The organism is Saccharibacillus sp. WB 17 (assembly GCF_008634075.2).
Lineage (GTDB): Bacteria > Bacillota > Bacilli > Paenibacillales > Paenibacillaceae > Saccharibacillus > Saccharibacillus brassicae.
The window spans coordinates 271,785-290,458 of record NZ_VPFK02000024.1; the positions used below are offsets into that span (position 1 = coordinate 271,785).

The following is an 18,674-nucleotide window of genomic DNA, read 5'->3' on the forward strand; positions in this document are numbered from 1 at the left end:
GCTCAGACTCCGTTTTCCCCGGTCAAAGGCTCGCTCTGGAGCGCCTGTACCGCTTCTTCCAGCCGCATGCCGCGCGAAGCTTTGAACAGTACCGCGTCTTCGGACTTCAGATGCGAGCGCAGATGCGCAATCATCGCCGCCTTGTCGGTAAACGCGTGCACGCGGTCCGGCGCCATGTTCTCGCGCGCGCCTTCGGCGGCGTCCGCGGACAGCGGGCCGTACGCGTATACCGCGTCGATCCCCGCATCCGCGGCATACCGGCCGACTTCGCGGTGGTACCGGCGTTCGTCTGCGCCGAGCTCGAGCATGTCGCCGAGCACGAGCACGCGGGAAGCGAAGCCCTGCAGCCCGGCCAGCACGTCGATCGCCGCGCGGGCGGACGTGGGACTTGCGTTGTAGGCATCGTTGAACAGGGCAAGTCCCGACACGCCGGTCAAACGCTCGATGCGCATGCCGGTCAGGCGCAGATTCGCCAAGCCGGTCTTCATGCGATAGGCGTCGATGCCGAATTCCCGGGCCGCCGCCATCGCCGCGAGCGCATTGCCCACGTTATGGCTGCCGAGTACCGGAATCGCAAAGCGGGCTTCGCCTTCGCTTCGCGCCGAGAACGCCATGCCGCCGTCTTCCGGCTTCATGCCGATCGGATAATCGTCGCTGGCAGCGTCCGCGCCGAACGTGAAGATCCGCAGATCCTGCGGCAGATCGGCCTTGATCTCTTCCAGCACCTGCGGGATCAGCGGCTCGTCGCCGCTGCAGATCAGCAGCCCGCCGGGCTTCGTGCCCGCCGCGATCTCAAGCTTGGCGCGCGCGATATTGTGCCGGCTGCCCAGATTCAGCAGGTGGGATTCGCCAATATTGGTCACAATCGCCACGTCCGGCGGCGCGATGCGCGCAAGCAGCGCGATCTCGCCGAGATCGCTCATGCCCATCTCCAGCACGACGACTTCGGTCTGCTCCGGCATGGACAGCAGCGTCAGCGGAAGGCCCAGATGATTGTTGAAGTTGCCCTGCGTCTTATGGACGCGCAGCTTGGTGTCCAGCAGCGCGTACACCATGTCTTTGGTCGTCGTCTTGCCGTTGCTGCCGGTAATGCCGACGACTTTGGCGCCGCTCTCTTGCAGATAGGCCGAAGCGAGCCGCTGCAGCGCCTCCAGTACATCGTCCACTTCGATCAGCGCGCCTTCGGGCGCGCCGGCCCGGCCGCGCTGCCACAAAGAAGCCGCGCCGGCTTCCAGCGCCCCGGCCACGAACTCGTGCCCGTCCACGTTCGAGCCGCCGAGCGGTACGAACAGCGAGCGTTCGCCCAGCTTGCGGGAATCGATAACGACGCCCGCGATCGGCTTGTCGGCGTCGGCTGCCCGGAGAAGACGGCCGCCGCACATATCGGCTATCCGGCCGAGTGTCCGTTCGATCACTTCGCGACTCCCCTTACCGCTTCCGCCGCGACGATCCGGTCGTCGAAGTCCAGCACTTGTTTGCCGACCAATTGGTAGGTCTCATGCCCTTTGCCCGCGATCAGCACGACGTCGCCCGGCTGCGCTTCCGCCACGGCGAGGCGGATCGCTTCGGCGCGGTCCACGACGAGCGTGTACCGGCTTCGATCGACGCCGTCTTCGATGAGGCCCGCTTCGATGTCGCGCAGGATGGCGTCGGGATCTTCCGTACGCGGATTGTCCGACGTGACGAACGCCATATCGCTGTATTTGACCGCGATGCGGCCCATGATCGGACGTTTGGTCCGGTCGCGGTCGCCGCCGCAGCCGAAGACGCACAGCACCCGCTTCTCGGCAAACTCGACGACGGTGCGCAGCACGTTCTCCAGTCCGTCCGGCGTATGCGCGTAATCGACGATGATCGCGAACGGCTGCCCCGCATCGACCGCTTCGACGCGGCCATCGACGCCGGCGACAGCTTCGAGGCTGGCTTTGATCTCCTCCAGCGCCACGCCTTCGATCAGGGCCGCCGAAATAGCGGCCAACGCGTTATAGACGTTGAACTTGCCGACCATGCGCAGCTGGACGTCGGCCGAGCCTTTGAACGTGTCAACGTGGAAAAACGTGCCCTGGGCCGTAATCTTGATCGCCGAAGCGCGAACGTCGCAGTCGTTCTCGACGCCGTACGTCACGACTTCGGCCGCTGTCGCTTTGGCGAATTCCGCCGAAGCAGCGTCGTCCGCGTTCAGCACGGCGTATTTGCGCTGCGACGGGTCCGCCGGAAGCGCGTTGCCCAACCGGGAAAAGAACAGCCCTTTGGCCGCGCGGTACTCTTCCATCGAGTGATGGTAATCGAGATGATCCTGCGTCAGGTTCGTGAAGACCGCCGTGCGGTAATCGGTCCCTTTGACGCGTCCCTGCTCCAGTGCGTGCGAAGACACTTCCATGATGCAGCATTCCACGCCCCGCCCGGACATGTCCGCGAGCGAGCGCTGCAGGCCAAGCGATTCCGGCGTCGTGCCCGACATCGGGAACGTCTCGCCGTCGTAGCGCATCTCGATCGTGCCGATCAGTCCCGTCTTGACGCCGTGATCCTGCATGATCCGCTCGATCAGGTAGGTCGTCGTCGTCTTGCCGTTCGTTCCGGTGACGCCGATCATGCGCATACCGCGGCTCGGCTCGCCGAAAAACGCGTTGGCCAAGACGGCCATCGCCATCCGGCTGTCGCGAACGAGCAGCTGCGGCAGCTGCGTGTCCAGCTCGCGCTCGACGACGAGCGCGACCGCACCTTGCGCTTCCGCCTGTTTGGCGTAATCGTGTCCGTCTACCGTGAAGCCCGGCAGGCAGATAAACAAGTCGCCGGAAGAGACTTTGCGGGAATCGATCTCGATCCCCGTACATTCGGTTTCTCCGCTGCCGATCAGACGCGCGGTAATCAATTGTGTAGCCAACTGCTGCAATCGCATCATTCATTCTCCCCTTATTCCTCGTAATCGTATTGCTCCGTCTTCCTATCCTGCCCGGGCCGCAAAATGCCCGAGCCCGCCAATGGCAGGCCCGGGCTTTGCTCGCGCATCAGTTCAGAGGAGCCGCGTCGCTTTCCGGAGCGGGATCGGCCGGCGCCACGATGCCGCCGTCGATCAGCGGTTCGTTCGTCTCGATCTCCCCGTCCTCTGCGGCCGGCTCTTCCGCTATCGCTTCGCCTCCCACCGTCACGTCCTCGGTCTCCGGATCGTCGATGCCGGTCACGGTCGTTTTGGCCGATTTGAGCGTCAGCACGACCACCCGGCTGCCGTCCGCATGCTTCGACAGCTTTTGCGAAGCGACGTAGCCCGATCCTTTGGTACTGATCGAGACGTCCAGCAGCGCCAGGATGTCCACCGCGTCGCGCAGCGACAATCCGGTCAGATCCGGCACGTTCATCTGTTCCTTGTTCTCGGACAGCAGATAGATCTTCTGTCCGGCATACATGGCGCTGCCCGCGGCCGGATACTGCTCCAGCACGGTCTTGCCCGCACCGACCTGTTCATAGGCCAGCCCTTCGTCCAGAAGTTTGTCCTTCGCGTCCTGCAAATTCATTTTGACCAGGTTCGGCGCCGTGACTTTGAGCAGCGTATCGCCGGTCTCGGCGTTCTCGGATTCGCTCTGGATTTCGGTATCGGAAAATTTCTTCGGCACGCCCATATATTCCAGCGTTTGCGCCAAAATTTCTTTGGCGACCGGAGCGGCGATCCGTCCGCCGCTCGCGTTCGGGTCATTCGGTTCGTCCAACATGACGAAAATGGCGACTTTCGGATCGTCGGCCGGCGCGTAGCCGATAAACGAGACGGCGGAACGCGTCTTGTCATAAGCGTTGCCGTCGGCATTGACGGTGCCCGTCTTCTCGGCCGTACCGGTCTTGCCCGCTACCCGGTAGCCCGGAATGTAGGCGTTGCGGCCGGTGCCGATTTTCTGGTCGGACACGACCTGCTCCAGGTAGCCGCTGACCACTTTCGCCGTTTCGGGCGTAATGACGTCGCGCACTTTGGCCACGTCGTTCAATTTCTCGACTTCGCCCGTCATCGGATTGCTTTCTGACTTGACGATATGCGGCTTCAACAGCCGACCGCCGTTGGCGACAGCCGAGATCGCGGCAATCTGCTGGATCGGCGTCACGTTGACGTTGTGGCCGAACGTAATCGCCGCCTGGTCGATCAGCGGACTATTCTCGGTTACGTTCATCGTACCGGTCAGCTCGCCCGGCAGTTGAATGTCGGTCTTCTCGCCGAACCCGAAGTTTTTGATATATTCGGCCAGCTTCTTCGTACCGACCATCTCCATGCCCAACTTCACGAACGCGACGTTACTGGAATGCTTGACGCCGTCCAGGTACGAGATGGTGCCCCAATTCCGGCTTACGTCATGCACCGTGCTGCGGCCGACCTGGATCGTTCCCGATTGATACAGATCGTTCGGGTTGAACTTGCCTTCTTGCACCGCCGCCGACAACGTGACGATCTTGAACGTGGAACCCGGCTCGTACATGCCCGATACGGCCAACGCGCGGTACGGATCGTTTTCGGGATCGGCGTAGTCCGCATAGCTGTTCGGATCGAACGTCGGCATGTTGACCATGGCCAGAATATCCATCGTGTTCGGATCGGCCATAACGATCGACATACTTTTCGGTTTGTACTGCTCGTACGCTTTTTTGGCAGCCTGTTCGGCATAATACTGGATCGTGCTGTCGATCGTCAGCTGAATCGAAGTGCCGTCTTTGGGTGCGGTCACTTCGCTTTTCGCGTCCGGCAGTTCGACGCCTTTGGCGTCTCTCTGGTAAGCGATTTTGCCGTCGATGCCCTGCAGTTTTTCTCCGTAAAAAGACTCGATGCCGTATTTCGGGTTGCCGTCGTTATCGACGAAGCCGAGCACGTTCGCCGCCAGCATATGCTGGGGATAGAAGCGCTTGATCTGGTCGTCGAACACGATGCCGATATCGGCTTTGTCCGACAGATCTTTTTGCTTGCGCACCGAGGCGATCTCGGTTTCGATTTCCGCTTTGAGGTCGCCGTCGATTTTCCAGCCCTGCGGCCGCACTTCGACCCAGACGCTGTAATCGCCTTTTTTGTACGTGCCGGTCTCGCTGTCTTTGTCGTACGTTCGCGAGACCATATCGCGCAGTTTCGTCTCGTCGACGCCCAGCTTGTCATGCAGAATGCGGACGACTTCGTCCGCCGTCCCGCGCTGGTTGATGATATTCGGTTCCACCACGACGGAATAAGCGGGCGAATCGACCGCCAGTTCCTTGCCGTTGCGGTCCGTGATCGCGCCGCGCTCCGCGCGCAGCACTTTGGAAGCCGACCACTGGTCGACCGCCGTCCTATGCCAGAAATCGCCCTGAATCACCTGGAGGAAAAACACTCTTCCGACCAGAACGAGAAAAAAGAGGGTGATTGCCCCTCCGATTAAAAGCGTACGCATTTTCACTCTTTTTGTCAGCATGGCGATGGAACCTCCTGCTCGTTTCGTTCCACGCTTCCGCGCGGGGCCCTAACGCCGGGGCGCTTCGGTGTTCAAAAAACGGCTACTTGCTGCCTTCCGCAGCCGGCTGCGTTTCTTCGCCGCTTTTGCGCTCGACGAAGATCGGCTCGTGTTCCGTAGCCTGCACAAGGCCCATGGACAGCGCCGTCGGTACGATCGCCTGGCGAAGTTCCTGCTTGTCCCGTTCCGCCTGGGCGATATCTTTGTTGATCTGGTTCGTCTCGCTCTGAATCGTAGCGATCTGGTGATTCAGATCGTAGATATGTACGTATCGCCAAGCCACGATGCTGCACAGGGCGACCGCGACCAGCACGCTGGCCAGATACAGCATTTTTTCCCGCATCGGGAGCTCGGCCCGGCGCGTGACGACTGTCGTCTTTTGACGATACTGCTGCGAGCTCTGCCGCTGCTCCTGTTCCCGGACCGCCAGATTTCCGCGTGTCTGTACCATTGATCAATCTCCTCGTCGTGGAATTATTTCGTCTTCTCCGCTACCCGAAGTTTGGCCGAACGCGCTCTCGGATTTTGTTCGATCTCTTCATCCGTCGGCAAAACCGGTTTGCGGTTAATCAATTTGATGCTGTTCGGCCCTTCGTACACTTCGACGGGGAATCCCGGCGGAGCCACGTTTTTACCCGTATAACCGAGTAAAATCTGTTTACAGATTCGGTCTTCGAGCGAATGGAACGTGATCACGCTGATCCGTCCGCCCTTGGCCGTGCAGCGTACCGCCGCGTGCAGCGCGTCTTCGAACGCGGACAGCTCGTCGTTGACGGCGATCCGCAGCGCCTGGAAGCTGCGCTTGGCCGGATGGCCGCCCGTTCTGCGGGCCGCGGCCGGAATGCCTTCCTTGATAATCTCCGCCAGTTCCGTCGTCGTCTCGATCGGCTGCTTGGATCGATGCTGCCCGATCTTGCCGGCGATGCGGCGGGAGAACTTCTCTTCGCCGTACCGGTACAAAATACGCGTGATTTCTTCTTCCGGCCATTCGTTGATAATCGTTCGCGCCGTCAGTTCGGCCGACTGGTCCATCCGCATGTCCAGCGGGGCTTCGTGATTGTAGCTGAACCCGCGGGAACCTTCGTCGAACTGCGGCGAAGACACGCCGAGATCGAACAGGAAGCCGTCGACCTGCGGCGCACCGTCTTCGCCCAGCGGAACGCCCGCTTCGATCAGCGCCTGTTCCAACTCGCGGAAATTGGTCTTGACGAGCGTGATCCGCTCGCCGTAGTCGGCCAATTTCTCGCGCGCGTTGTCAAGCGCCCAATCGTCCTGATCGAGCGCGATCAAGCGTCCGCCTTCGCCGAGCGCGGACGCGATCAAAGCGCTGTGCCCGGCTCCGCCGAGCGTGCAATCCACGTAAATGCCGTCCGGCTTAATATTCAGCCCTTCGACGGCTTCTTCCCTAAGCACCGTAATGTGATGAAACAATTTCGTATCCCCCAGACGTACCTTGTCAAATTAATGGATGTTCCTGTTAAAAGTCGATGTCAAAATCGGAAAGCTTCTCCGCAATTTCGCCGAACGACTCTTCCGACCGCTTGTAATAACGGTCCCAGTTGTCCCGGCTCCAAATCTCGACCCGGCTGCCCGCGCCGATCACGACGCATTCTTTGTCCAACTGCGCGTACTCCCGCAAGTTGGCGGGCAGGTTGGCTCTTCCCTGCTTGTCCCATTCGCATTCCGCCGCGCCCGAGAAAAAAAACCGGGTAAAAGCCCGCGCGTCGGATTTCATCAAAGGCAGGTTGTTCAGTTTGCGTTCGAGAAGTTCCCATTCCTGCTCGGAATAAACGAAAAGGCATTGGTCCAGACCCCGGGTCACGATGCAGCGCAAGCCCAATTTCTCCCGGAATCTGGCAGGGACGATCAGGCGGCCTTTATCGTCGATGTTGTGCCGATATTCGCCCATAAACATCGTCAGACCCACCCTTCGTCCTTTTCCCTCCACTTTGTACCACTTCCCGCCACTTACAGCATAATGGATTACACGCCCAAAATCAAAGTCCTTCCGCAAATTTCACGCTTTTTCGCCGTATTTGACGTTTTTTCTGTCTTTGTACTCTTTCATAATTAGAAAAAAGCCGCTTCTCCCGGTTGATTTGGGAGAAACGACCTGTTTTTGGATGACGGTTTAGACGTTCCAGCTCTGCAAATACGTTTTTTGCATCTCGCTTAATTCGTCGATCCGGATGCCCATACTTTCCAGTTTGTAGCGGGCGACCTGCTCGTCGAGCTCGTACGGCACCTTGATCATGTGGCGGCCGATTTCTTCGTAATTCTCGTTGACGTAACGCAGCGACAGCGCCTGCAGCGCAAACGTCATGTCCATGATTTCCGCCGGATGCCCGTCCGCGGCGCCCAGATTGACGAGGCGGCCTTCGGCCAGCAGATAGATCTTCCGGCCGTCCTTGAACTGGTACTCTTCGATGTTTTTGCGCACCGTACGGATCGACTCCGAACGTTCTTCCATGTCCGGCTTGCTGACTTCAACGTCAAAGTGTCCGGCATTGGACAAAATCGCGCCGTCTTTCATGACGTCGAAATGTTCGCCGGCGATGACCGCCTTGTTGCCCGTCACCGTGATGAAGAAATCGCCGAGCGGCGCCGCTTCGAGCATCGTCATGACGCGAAAGCCTTCCATATGCGCTTCCACCGCTTTGATCGGATCGATTTCGGTCACGATCACGTTCGCCCCGAGTCCGCGCGCACGCATCGCCATGCCTTTGCCGCACCAGCCGTAGCCGACGACGACAACCGTTTTGCCGGCCACGATCAGGTTTGTCGTGCGCATAATGCCGTCCCACGCCGATTGGCCTGTGCCGTAACGGTTGTCGAACAGCGATTTGCAGAACGCGTCGTTGACGCCGATCATCGGAATTCGGAGCGTGCCTTCGTTTTCGAGCGAACGCAGCTTGATGATGCCCGTCGTCGTCTCTTCCGCGCCGCCGCGAATCGTTGCCAGCAGGTCGGGACGCTCTCCGTGCAAAATCGTGGCCAGATCGCCGCCGTCGTCGATGATCAGGTCCGGCTTCGCTTCGAGCGCTTTGATGTTCAAAGCTTTGAGCTCACCCGGAGCCGGCTGGTACTTGGCGAATACGGTAATGCCGTCTTCGACCAGCGCCGCGCACACGTCGTCCTGCGTGGAGAGCGGATTGCTGCCCGTAATGGTCACTTCCGCGCCGCCGGCCTGAATGACTTTCGCCAGGTAGGCCGTTTTGGCTTCGAGATGCAGGCAGACCGATATTTTGAGTCCTTTAAAAGGCTGATCGCGTTCGAACTGCTCCCGGATACGATTCAGTACCGGCATGTGCGCCGAAGCCCAGTCGATCTTCAGGCGGCCTTCCGGTGCCAGATTGATATCCGCGATAATGCTGTTTTGCTTGGCCAACGAACTCATAGGTTTTCCTCCGCTTCGCTTGCGTAATGGTAAAGCGATCCGTGATTCACGAACCGGTCAAGCTTCGATGATGCGATGCGCTCCCGTCAGGTCCGGCTCGATCCGCATCAAATCGTCGATCCAGTCCGGGCCATAACGGTTCAGCATGTAAAAGACGGTATAGACGCGTTCCTGCGGACGGTCGAGCGGGAACAGCGTTTTGTAAATGCGGTCCCATCTGCGCAGCTCCGCTTCGTTCTGCCGGGCGATCGTCTGCTTCGTCTTGCCCTGCAAAAAGTCGATCTGCGCCATGATCTTGCCGCGGTTCGTCTCGCCCAGGTCGGCAAGGCCGGGATGCAGCTCGCCGATCCGTTCGATCAGCGGCGCGTACAGCTGCTCGAATTCGGCTTTGGTCTGCTCGAACAGCCCGTCCGTGCCGAGCTTGTCCTGCTCCGCAAGCCAGGCTTCCTTGCGCTCGCCGAACCGCTCCATGACGTCTTCGAAGCTCAGATCGTACGCCTGCATATATTTCTTCGTCGAAGCGTCGACGAGCGTGAACGACATGCGCGGCAGCAAAATCGGCATCTGCATATCCGCCGCTTCGAAACCGTCTTTGGTTCCGGCCCAATAGGCGACTTCGCCGAGGCCGAGCACCGCATACAGCACCGGGAACAAATAATCCTGCATCAGCGGACGGGTCAGTACGTTGTTGCTAAAACATTCCGGACATCGCTCCACGCGTTCCAGCAGTTCGTCCCGGCTCAAGATAACCGTGCCGCGCCGATCGACGAATTTGCCGTCCTGCTTGAACAGCAGCAGACGCTGCCCTTCATGGATATAGAACAGGTTGGCCGCGCCTTCGGCGGCCTGCGCCTGCTGCTCGTAGCCCGCTTCTTCGATCCGCGCGGCCGCTGTCAGATACGCCGCTTCCAGCTCGTCGTTGCGTTCGATCAACCGCCGGAACATCGGCTGTTCCACCTGCCGCAGCGACGGATCGGCCGAATCGACCAGCACCAGGCCGTAGCGGCCGAACAGACGGCCGATCAGACGGGCGAATCCTTCGCTCAGACTGATCGAATGCGGCAGTTCGCTGCGCAGCATATCAAGCAGCTCGCTTTTGAACGCCGAATCGGCCAGTACCCGCTCCAGCTCCGCGATGACCGCTTGCCATTTCTCCGCCGTCACTTCGACATCGCTCACGGAAGACTTGCCGTCATGCCACGATTCCATGCGCAGCCGGCGCACTTCCAGTTCCGGCGTCAGCACATACGTATGGTCCGCTTCGTCCCAGTCGTGGTCTTCGCCCGCGATCCAGAATACCGGCACGACGTCGCGCCCGAGCTGCTGCGCGGCGAGCCGCGCCGCGTTCACGATCGTCGCCGCTTTGTAGATGACCAACAATGAACCGGTAAACAATCCGCTTTGCTGGCCGCCGACTACGACGAGCGCACGCTCGTCGGCGAGCGTCGCGATCGAGCTATGCACCGCTTCATGATCGTTATATTTGGCATTATAGGCGCTCAGCACTTTCACCAGCGCTTGGCGATCGGCCTGCGGCCGGTGCGGGGCATCCAGCCATTCGGCTCTGCGCCGAAGCGCCTGAGCATCCTCTAAATCGTATTCATATAAGTTATGCGCGTGCTGTCCGCGCACATAATCTTCTCCCAAGGCCGAACCCTTGCGAAGCGCCTGCGGAATGACATTCATGTCTGGCCTTGCCTCCTGTCTGCTATCTGCTTAAACCCTTCTTGATTGTACCCAATCGCTCTCAAGTCGTCAAAGCCACTTTCTGCCGATTCGGATAAAAGTCCGGCGCCGGGCCAAACAAAAAGCCGTCTTTCCGAAGCGGCATGCGCTTCGGAAAGACGGCTGAACCCTGTCCGTTCAAAGGTGGACAGAGCGTGCGGCGCGGCGGAAAGTTCCCGATGGATAAGATCCGGGTCCGTCCTGCCGCTATTTTCGATCAAGCGTTCAATTCTTTAGTGAGGCGTAGCGACCCAGTGTCCCGGAGAAACTTCGACCAGCGTCGTTTCTTCGCTCTGCTCGCCGGCCGAACGGATCGGACCGCCGCCTTCCGCCGTCAGCAGAATACGTTTTTTCTGCGATTCGACTTCCGGGTCCGCGATCGGAATCGCGGACAGCAGCGATTTGGTGTACGGGTGGATCGGATTGCTGTACAGCTCTTCGCTCTCCGCCAGTTCCACCATTTTACCCAGATACATCACGGCTACGCGGTCGCTGATATGCTTAACCATCGACAGATCGTGCGCGATGAACAGGTAGGTCAGGCCGAGACGTTCCTGCAGTTCCTGCAGCAAGTTGACGACCTGCGCCTGAATCGAGACGTCAAGCGCCGAGATCGGCTCGTCGCAGATGATGAACTTCGGATTGACCGCGAGTGCGCGGGCAATCCCGATCCGCTGACGCTGGCCGCCCGAGAATTCGTGCGGGTAACGCGTAGCGTGATCGGTGTTCAAGCCGACCAGATCCAGCAGCTCTTCGATCCGCTTTTTGCGTTCGCCGCCGGTACCCGCCATTTTGTGGATGTCCAGCGCTTCGCCGATAATGTCCGACACCGTAAAGCGCGGGTTCAGCGAGGCGTAAGGATCCTGGAAGATCATCTGCATATCGCGGCGCATCGCTTTCATCTTGTTCGGCGGCAGCTTGTAAATATCCGTTCCGTTGTACCGCACGCTTCCTCCGGTAGGCTCGTACAGACGCAGAATGGTCCGGCCCGCCGTAGACTTGCCGCAGCCGGATTCGCCGACCATACCCAGCGTCTCGCCTTCGCGGATGGAGAAGTTCAAGTTGTCGACCGCTTTGAGCACTTTGCCTTTTCCTACATTAAAATACTTCTTCAGTCCTTCAACCTCAATCAGGTTTTTGCCGAGTTCTGTTCTCATGGCTGACGCCTCCTTCACTTTAGGATCTGCGAATTATTTGTTTTTGAGCGACGGATCGAGCGCATCGCGCAGGCCGTCTCCCAGCAGGTTGAACGCCAGCATGATGATGCTGATCAGAACAGCCGGGAACAGCATCCGCCAAGGATAGAACATCCAGCCGGTCAAAGCGTTTTCGACCATCGAACCGAGCGACGAGATCGGAGCCTGAACGCCCAGACCGAGGAAGCTCAGGAACGACTCGGCGAAGATCGCGTTCGGAACCGACAGCGTCAGCGTGACGATGATCGGGCCGCTTGCGTTAGGCAGCAGGTGACGGAACAACAGTCTGCCCGTACCGGCGCCCATTGAGCGGGAAGCGAGCACGTACTCGCGGTTTTTCAATTTCATGATTTCGCCGCGGACGATCCACGACATATTGATCCAACCCGTAATCGTCAGCGCCAGGATGATCGTGCCCAAGCTTGGCTTGAATACGACGAGCAGCAGGATCGTAACGAGCAGGTAAGGAATCGCGTACAGGATTTCGGAGAACTTGTTCATGATCGTGTCGACGCGGCCGCCGAAGTAACCCATGATGCCGCCGTAGATGACGCCGATCAGCAGGTCGATCAGCGCGGCAGCGATACCGACGATCAGGGAGATCCGGGCGCCCGACCACGTTCTGACGAACATGTCGCGGCCCAGATCGTCCGTTCCGAACCAGTGCAGCGCGGAAGGCGGCTGGTTGGTCGCCAACAGGTCGTTGGTCTGGTAATCGTACCCGTGTACCCAATAGGAGACGAGCGGACCGAAGATCGATGCGATAATGATGACGACGAGCGCGACGAGGCCGCTCATCGCGACTTTGTTTCTGCGCAGGCGTTCCCAGGTATCGCGCCAAGCCGTAAGACTTTCGCGTTTGATAACTTCCGATTCGCGTTCGTTAACGTTGACAGACTCGAAATCGGCCGCCGTCAAAGCGGGAAGAGGCTGTTTGTTCAAGTTTTTTTCGTTAGACACTGGTTTAGCCCTCCTTACCCGATGTTAATTTGATACGCGGATCGACAAGGACGTAAACGATATCGGTAACGAAACGAGCCGCCATCAAAATGATACCGTAGAAGAGCGTAATGCCCATGATCAACGTGTAGTCGCGGTTGGTGATGCTGTCGACGAACACTTTGCCGATGCCGCCGATGCCGAAGATGCGTTCCACGACGACGGAACCGGTAATGATGTTGGCTGTCATCGGTCCCACATAAGTGACGACCGGCAGAATGCCGTTGCGGATAACGTGTTTCCAGAGAATGGCCGGCCATTTCAAGCCTTTGGCTTTGGCCGTCTTGATGTAATCGGCGTGCAGCACTTCGAGCATGCTCGAACGGGTGAGGCGCGCGATATAAGCGATCGGTCCGGCCGAGAGCGCGATAACCGGCAGGACATAGCCGAGCGGGCTGCGCAGACCCGTGATCGGGAACAAGTCCAGCCTCAGGCCGAGCGCGTACTGCAGCAGCGAAGCCAGCACGAAGCTCGGCACGGCTATGCCGATGACGGCGAGCACCATGACCATACTGTCGATGAATTTTCGATGGTAGAGAGCGGCGAGCAGACCGAGGGTCACCCCGACGATCGTCGACACAACAACGGCAATCAGACCGAGACGCAGCGAAACGCCGAACGTCTGACCGATAATGCCGGATACTTCCTGATTCAGCTTTTTCATCGAGATGCCCAGGTCGCCCTGCACGATGTTGCCGAGATAGTTCGCGTACTGCGTCATGAGAGGTTTATCCAGTCCATACTGCGCTTCCAAACGTGCACGAATCGGAGCGGGAACTTCTTTTTCGGACATAAACGGATCGCCCGGGATAGCTTTCATCAAGAAAAACGTCGCCGTTATCAAAATAAACAGCGAAAGCAGCGTATATAGAAGTTTACTGGTTATATACCGTGCCATCTGCGTACCTCTCCTCCTTCATTCTGGTCCTGCTCGAAATGTAACATAATGTCTTGAATGTATAGTTGCATATTCATTATATTCAACCCTATTTACTGGTTAAGCAAGAGCAAAAATGGAAGTTTAGCGAACATGCAAAAAAATCGGGATATATATGGGAATCCACATATATCCCGAGCCTTTATTTAACTTTGGTCGATCTTCTTTCAACTTTCAAAGCGGGAATCTTATTGTTGTTCCAGATAAGCGCGAGTGAAGTTGATAGCACCGGAGAAGTCAGTCGTTACGCCTTTGAGGTAAGGCTTGGTGAGCGACGCCTGCGTGTAGTAGTAGACAGGCATGATAACCATGTTGTCTTGGATCAGCATTTTTTCGGCTGCAGCCATATCCTGCATACGTTTCTCCGGATCGTTGCCGCCTTTGTAAGCGCCGTCGATCAGAGCGTCGTAAGCCGGGTCCGCATAGCCGGTGTTGTTGTTGCCGCCACCGCTTACGAACATATCCATGTAAGTCATCGGATCGTTGTAGTCGGCAGACCAGCCTGCGCGAGCGATTTGGAAGTTGCCCGTTTTTCTGCTTTCCAGGAATACGGACCATTCTTCGTTTTTCGTTTCGATCTCGACGCCAAGGTTCGTTTTCCACATGTCGGCTACGGCCAGGGCCAGCTTCTGGTGGTTTTCGCTTGTATTGTAGAGCAGGGTGATCGGAGGAAGCGTTGTGTAGCCTTCTTCTTTCATGCCTTCTTCAAGCATCGTTTTGGCTTGCGCCGCATCTTCCTTGAAGTATTCGCTGTCCGGATGCTCGTCGCGGAACGATTGGTTGTTCAGTCCTGCGATCGAAGTCGGTACGAAACCGTATGCCGGCGTTTGTCCGGCTTTCGTTACGTTGTCGATCAGGGATTGACGATCGATCGCCATAGCGAAGGCTTTACGGATCTTGACGTTGTTGAACGGTTTTTCTTTGGTGTTGAACTCGTAGTAGTACGTCGAAGCGATGTCAGTCAATTTGAACTCGTCAGCGAACTGCTGCGAGAGCGGTTGAATTTGGTCGGTCGGGATTTCGCCGGTAGGTGCGCCCGCGTAATCGATTTCGCCGCCTTGGTACGAAGCGGTCTCGGTTGCGCCGCTGTTTACGATCGAAGCTGTTACGTTCGTCAGCTTGATGTTGGCTGCATCCCAGTATTTTTCGTTTTTGGTCCAGCCCATTTCGGAACCTGTTGTCCAGGTCGTCAATGTGAACGGTCCGTTTGTTACCATCGTGCTTGCGTCGGCTGCCCAAGCTTCGTTGCCTTCAACGGTTGCTTGGTGAACCGGGTAGAACGTGTAGAACGAAGTCAGACCCAGGAAGTAAGGAGTCGGGTTCGTCAGCGTAACTTCAAGCGTGTTCTCGTCAACGGCTTTGACGCCTACAGTCGAGAAGTCTTTCGTTTTGCCGGTGTTGAACTCTTCAGCACCTTTGATGTAGTAAAGCTGGTAAGCGTAGACCGGAGCCGGAACGGTTTCCGGGCTCAGAGCGCGTTCCCAAGCGAATACGAAATCGTTCGCCGTTACAGGGTCGCCGTTACTCCAAGTTGCGCCTTGACGCATGTTGAACGTGTAAGTCAGGCCGTCTTCGGAGATGTCCCACTTCTCGGCAGCACCCGGAGCCGGGTTGCCGTCAGCGTCGATCGTCGCAAGACCTTCATACATGAAACGCAGCGCCGTGTTGGCTTGGCTGTCTTGAGCTTGTGCCGGATCAAGCGTCGGCGGCTCAGCACTGAGGTTCAAGTGCAGGGTCTGGTCGGCGGCAAGGTTAGCGTCGGCTGCCGGTTCGGTAGCCGTACCTTCCGTAGTTCCGGTCTCGGTCGTAGTACCCGGTTCCGTAGTCGTTGTCTCGTTGGCGCTTCCGCACCCTGCGAGAACCGTGCCGATTACAAGAACCAGCGTAAGAAGCAACATCCAGCTTTTCTTTTTCATCCTGCAACTTTCCCCCTACAAAAAGATTATTTTTTTTATTGATTATACCCCGGGTGGCAAAAAAAATCTATAACCTTTTTTCAGAATCTTACGGTTTTTTTCAGATTTTATTCGTTTTCTGTCATCTTTTCTGTCTTGAAGCTTGAGATTTCGGTAAAAAAAGACTTTATTTTTCACTCTTTTCCTGCGTATCTGCCATCATCATGTCAACTATTTACGATATGCACGATAAAACCGCTCACTCCGAGCAAAACATAGCAAAAAGCCAACAGCAGGAAGCTTAATCGCCATACGCCGCGCAGCAGGCGCATCGGCTCGATCCGGCCGCGCTTGCGGTTCTGGGCGCTGCCGAGCAGTCCGGCAAGCAGCAGCAAAATAAGCATAAACAGATAAAATCCGAACGAGGACGCGAAAAGGTAATTGTACAGCGCGGCCGCGGCAACCAGCAGAAACGGCGTCGTGACGTCCATCGCCTGCCGAAACGAGCGCTGCTTCGATTCCCTGCGCAGCAAACCTGCGGCGTACACGAGCATGAACGGCAAAAAAGGCAGCACGCACAGCGTAATCAAAAAGCCAGAGACCGTTTCGAGCATACCGCTCCTCCTTCTTATTCGCTTCCCTTTCCTATGGACAAGCTGCACGCTTACCGCTTGTCCGGGCGCATGCCCTCGATCAGGTGCAGCAGCATTTCGTTCAGCGGCGCTGCGGTGCCGCAGCGCCGGGCAAGCGCCGCGATGCCTCCGCCGATCCATTTCGCTTCCGTCTCCCGGCCGTGCGACACGTCTTCGAGCATCGAAGACCGGTTGCGGGAGGTCGCGCGGCAGACGCCGAGCAGATCGTCCCACCATTCGGGCGGAACGACCACCCCCGCGGACGCGTACACGGCGACCGTCTCGTCGAACAGCGCTCTCATCGCCGCAAGCCGGTCGGCGCTCTCAAGCAGCGCGCCGTTCTCGACGCGCCAGAGCGCGGTCAGCGGATTGATGACGGCGTTCATGAGCAGTTTTCTATAGATGGCGGTCTGGATGTCATTCGACGCCGACAGCGGCAATCCTGCCGCGGCGAAAGTGTCGGTCAACTTTTTCTCCGCCCCCATCCTGCCCGGTGTCGACGACTCTCCCCCGTGCGGCAATCCGAACGAAGTGGAACCCTGCCCGGCATGCAGCGCGACGTCCGGTCCGAGGCGCCTCGCCCCTTCGGTCGTAATGGCCGCGTAGACGTCGGCCTGCGGCAGCGCCGCGGCCAGCCGTTCGATATGCCCGATGCCGTTCTGCAGGCAGAGCAGCCGGTCGCCGGAGCGGATTCCCCGCGCCAACGTTGCGATCAATACGTCGTCCACGTCTTTTTGCTTGACGGTGAGCACGATCCAGCGGTCGCCGTCGTCGTCCGTCGACCGCCCTGCTGCGCCGGACACTCCGAACGCTTCGATCGGCCCGGCGTGCAGATTGCGCCGGATCCGGCGCCCCGGCCCTTCTTCGCCCGGGCTGCGCACTTCGATGCCTTCGCGGGCGATGATCGCCGCTTGTTCGCCGGTTCGCGTATACAGGACGGTCGGCGTTCCCGCCGAAGCCGCTCCCGCCGCGAACAGCAGGCCGAGCGACCCTCCCCCGATCACTTCGATTCTCATCGCGATTTCCTCCCAAGCGTTGTCCCCGGTCTCCCCCGGTTTACTCGCACGGTCCGCAGGCCTTATAATTAAAGCAGGAAAAAACGGTCCGGACGCATAATCGGGGCAAGTGATAAATAAAATGAATCACTCCGGTTGATTCAAACCGCGGCATGCCGTCGATTCTATCGATTTCCGCCGCGGATTTTCATTTTATCACAGCGCCACGGTCCGGGAAACGCCGTACATGCAAGTTTCGAAGACGGAAACGGAAAGCGGGGAATACAGCCATGTCGAAACGTGTATGCGCCGTTATGCTCGCGGCCTCGCTCGCCTTCGCTTCCGGCGCGGAGAACGCGCGGGCGGAATCGTTCGGCGGGGACTGGACGCCCGAGCAGCGCGAGCTGCTGCAGGATACTTTGTCGCTGAGCGAGCTCCGGCGCGATGTGGAGCGGATCGCGGACGAACAGGAACAACTCGCGCTTGAGCGCAGACAGCTCGGTCTGGAGATCGACGCTTTGGAGAGCCGCGTCGCGGACAACCGCGAGCTTACCGCGACGCTCGTACGCGCCCAATACTTGCAGAGCCGGCGCCCGATGCTTCTGTCGCTGCTCAACGCAAGATCGCTCGGGGAATTCAACCGGCTGTACGGCTACTACCGCATCGCCGTGCGGTACAACGAAGACGCCCTGCTGTCTTTCCGCGAAGATACGGACGCGCTGGAGAGTCGGCGCGGCGCACTGGCCGCCAACTCGGCGCGGCTGGAGCAGGTCAAGACCGGTATCGAAGAGCAGCAGCGCCGGCTGGGCTCGCTGCAGGAGGATATCGATTCCGGCCTGCTGGCAAGCGGCGATCCGGCCCGCCTCAACCGGCTGGCCGAAGAATTGGACGCGTACTGGAACAATGTCGGCCTGTACGAAGTGGACGAGTATTTCTCGCAGCTGGCTTCCGCCAGCTCCGAACTGCCCGACTTTTTGCAGAGCAGCGGCAAACTGAAAGTGTCGGGTCTCGGGACCCGCTATACGATCGAGCTGACCGATCGGGAATTGAACGACTTTTTGCGTTCGCGCAGCGCGGATTTTGACAACTTCTCGTTTGCGTTCGAAGACGGGCGGGTCATTGCGGAAGGCCGGCGCGATCGGCTGACGCTGCGGATCGAAGGGCGGTACACGCTTCAGACCGAACCGCAGAACGCCGTGCTGTTCCATGTCGACAAGCTTGTGTTCAACGGTCTCGAGCTGCCGGAGAGCACCCGCCGGGAGCTGGAGCAAAAGTACGATCTGGGCTTCTATCCCCAGCAGGTCGCTCCTGTCGAAGTCAACGACGTGGAGATGCAGCAGGGCCGGCTCCGCATCCGGCTCCAGCTGACGCTCTAGGTTATTTCACGTCTCTGCGCCTGTTTGGCGGCAGCGACGACGTGTAAACGAAGCAAAAACGCTCTGCCG

15 protein-coding genes are annotated in these 18,674 nt (G+C 58.6%); 1 reads left to right on the forward strand and 14 read right to left on the reverse strand.

What is annotated here, in order from left to right; all coding sequences use genetic code 11:
- Positions 1 to 2: 2 nt before the first annotated feature.
- The 14 genes from FTE24_RS13890 to FTE24_RS13955 form a co-directional block, all read right to left on the reverse strand.
- Positions 3 to 1,412: a UDP-N-acetylmuramoyl-tripeptide--D-alanyl-D-alanine ligase gene (locus tag FTE24_RS13890; RefSeq protein WP_150230740.1), complete on the reverse strand. Its 1,410-nt coding sequence runs from the start codon at positions 1,410 to 1,412 to the stop codon at positions 3 to 5.
- Entirely contained in the window at positions 1,412 to 2,899 is a 1,488-nt protein-coding gene (locus FTE24_RS13895; RefSeq protein ID WP_150230742.1) for a UDP-N-acetylmuramoyl-L-alanyl-D-glutamate--2,6-diaminopimelate ligase, read from the reverse strand. Before FTE24_RS13895 ends, FTE24_RS13890 begins: the two co-directional genes overlap by 1 nt.
- A gap of 109 nt (positions 2,900 to 3,008) precedes the next feature.
- Entirely contained in the window at positions 3,009 to 5,414 is a 2,406-nt protein-coding gene (locus tag FTE24_RS13900; RefSeq protein WP_150230271.1) for a penicillin-binding transpeptidase domain-containing protein, read from the reverse strand.
- An 82-nt stretch (positions 5,415 to 5,496) separates the two neighbouring features.
- Positions 5,497 to 5,904 carry a hypothetical protein gene (locus tag FTE24_RS13905; protein WP_150230273.1) on the reverse strand — a complete coding sequence of 136 codons (408 nt, stop codon included), beginning with the start codon at positions 5,902 to 5,904 and terminating at the stop codon, positions 5,497 to 5,499.
- 23 nt (positions 5,905 to 5,927) lie between these two features.
- The gene (gene rsmH, locus FTE24_RS13910; protein WP_150230276.1) at positions 5,928 to 6,884 is read right to left on the reverse strand and encodes a 16S rRNA (cytosine(1402)-N(4))-methyltransferase RsmH; all 957 of its coding nucleotides are present in this window, start codon (positions 6,882 to 6,884) and stop codon (positions 5,928 to 5,930) included.
- A gap of 46 nt (positions 6,885 to 6,930) precedes the next feature.
- Positions 6,931 to 7,368 (reverse strand): division/cell wall cluster transcriptional repressor MraZ, encoded by a 438-nt coding sequence (gene mraZ / locus FTE24_RS13915; RefSeq protein ID WP_141450301.1) that lies wholly within the window; start codon positions 7,366 to 7,368, stop codon positions 6,931 to 6,933.
- A gap of 216 nt (positions 7,369 to 7,584) precedes the next feature.
- Entirely contained in the window at positions 7,585 to 8,850 is a 1,266-nt protein-coding gene (locus FTE24_RS13920; protein ID WP_150230278.1) for an adenosylhomocysteinase, read from the reverse strand.
- 57 nt (positions 8,851 to 8,907) lie between these two features.
- Positions 8,908 to 10,536: a bacillithiol biosynthesis cysteine-adding enzyme BshC gene (gene bshC / locus FTE24_RS13925; protein WP_141446277.1), complete on the reverse strand. Its 1,629-nt coding sequence runs from the start codon at positions 10,534 to 10,536 to the stop codon at positions 8,908 to 8,910.
- A 272-nt stretch (positions 10,537 to 10,808) separates the two neighbouring features.
- Complete coding sequence (locus FTE24_RS13930; protein ID WP_150230281.1) at positions 10,809 to 11,732, reverse strand: ABC transporter ATP-binding protein; 924 nt, start codon at positions 11,730 to 11,732, stop codon at positions 10,809 to 10,811.
- Positions 11,733 to 11,765: 33 nt separating this feature from the next.
- Entirely contained in the window at positions 11,766 to 12,713 is a 948-nt protein-coding gene (locus FTE24_RS13935) for an ABC transporter permease (protein ID WP_272915080.1), read from the reverse strand.
- Positions 12,714 to 12,735: 22 nt separating this feature from the next.
- Entirely contained in the window at positions 12,736 to 13,668 is a 933-nt protein-coding gene (locus FTE24_RS13940; RefSeq protein WP_141446280.1) for an ABC transporter permease, read from the reverse strand.
- Positions 13,669 to 13,895: 227 nt separating this feature from the next.
- On the reverse strand, positions 13,896 to 15,623 hold the full coding sequence (locus FTE24_RS13945; protein WP_141446281.1) for a peptide ABC transporter substrate-binding protein: 1,728 nt from the start codon (positions 15,621 to 15,623) through the stop codon (positions 13,896 to 13,898).
- A 206-nt stretch (positions 15,624 to 15,829) separates the two neighbouring features.
- The gene (locus FTE24_RS13950) at positions 15,830 to 16,216 is read right to left on the reverse strand and encodes a DUF3397 domain-containing protein (protein ID WP_150230286.1); all 387 of its coding nucleotides are present in this window, start codon (positions 16,214 to 16,216) and stop codon (positions 15,830 to 15,832) included.
- 50 nt (positions 16,217 to 16,266) lie between these two features.
- Positions 16,267 to 17,250, reverse strand: a complete 984-nt coding sequence (locus FTE24_RS13955; RefSeq protein ID WP_150230289.1) for a ketopantoate reductase family protein — start codon at positions 17,248 to 17,250, stop codon at positions 16,267 to 16,269.
- Positions 17,251 to 17,519: 269 nt separating this feature from the next.
- Between FTE24_RS13955 and FTE24_RS13960 the strand changes: the two genes are divergently transcribed.
- A complete protein-coding gene (locus tag FTE24_RS13960; protein WP_150230291.1) occupies positions 17,520 to 18,605 on the forward strand; it encodes a hypothetical protein in 1,086 nt (361 codons plus the stop codon).
- Positions 18,606 to 18,674 lie beyond the last annotated feature (69 nt).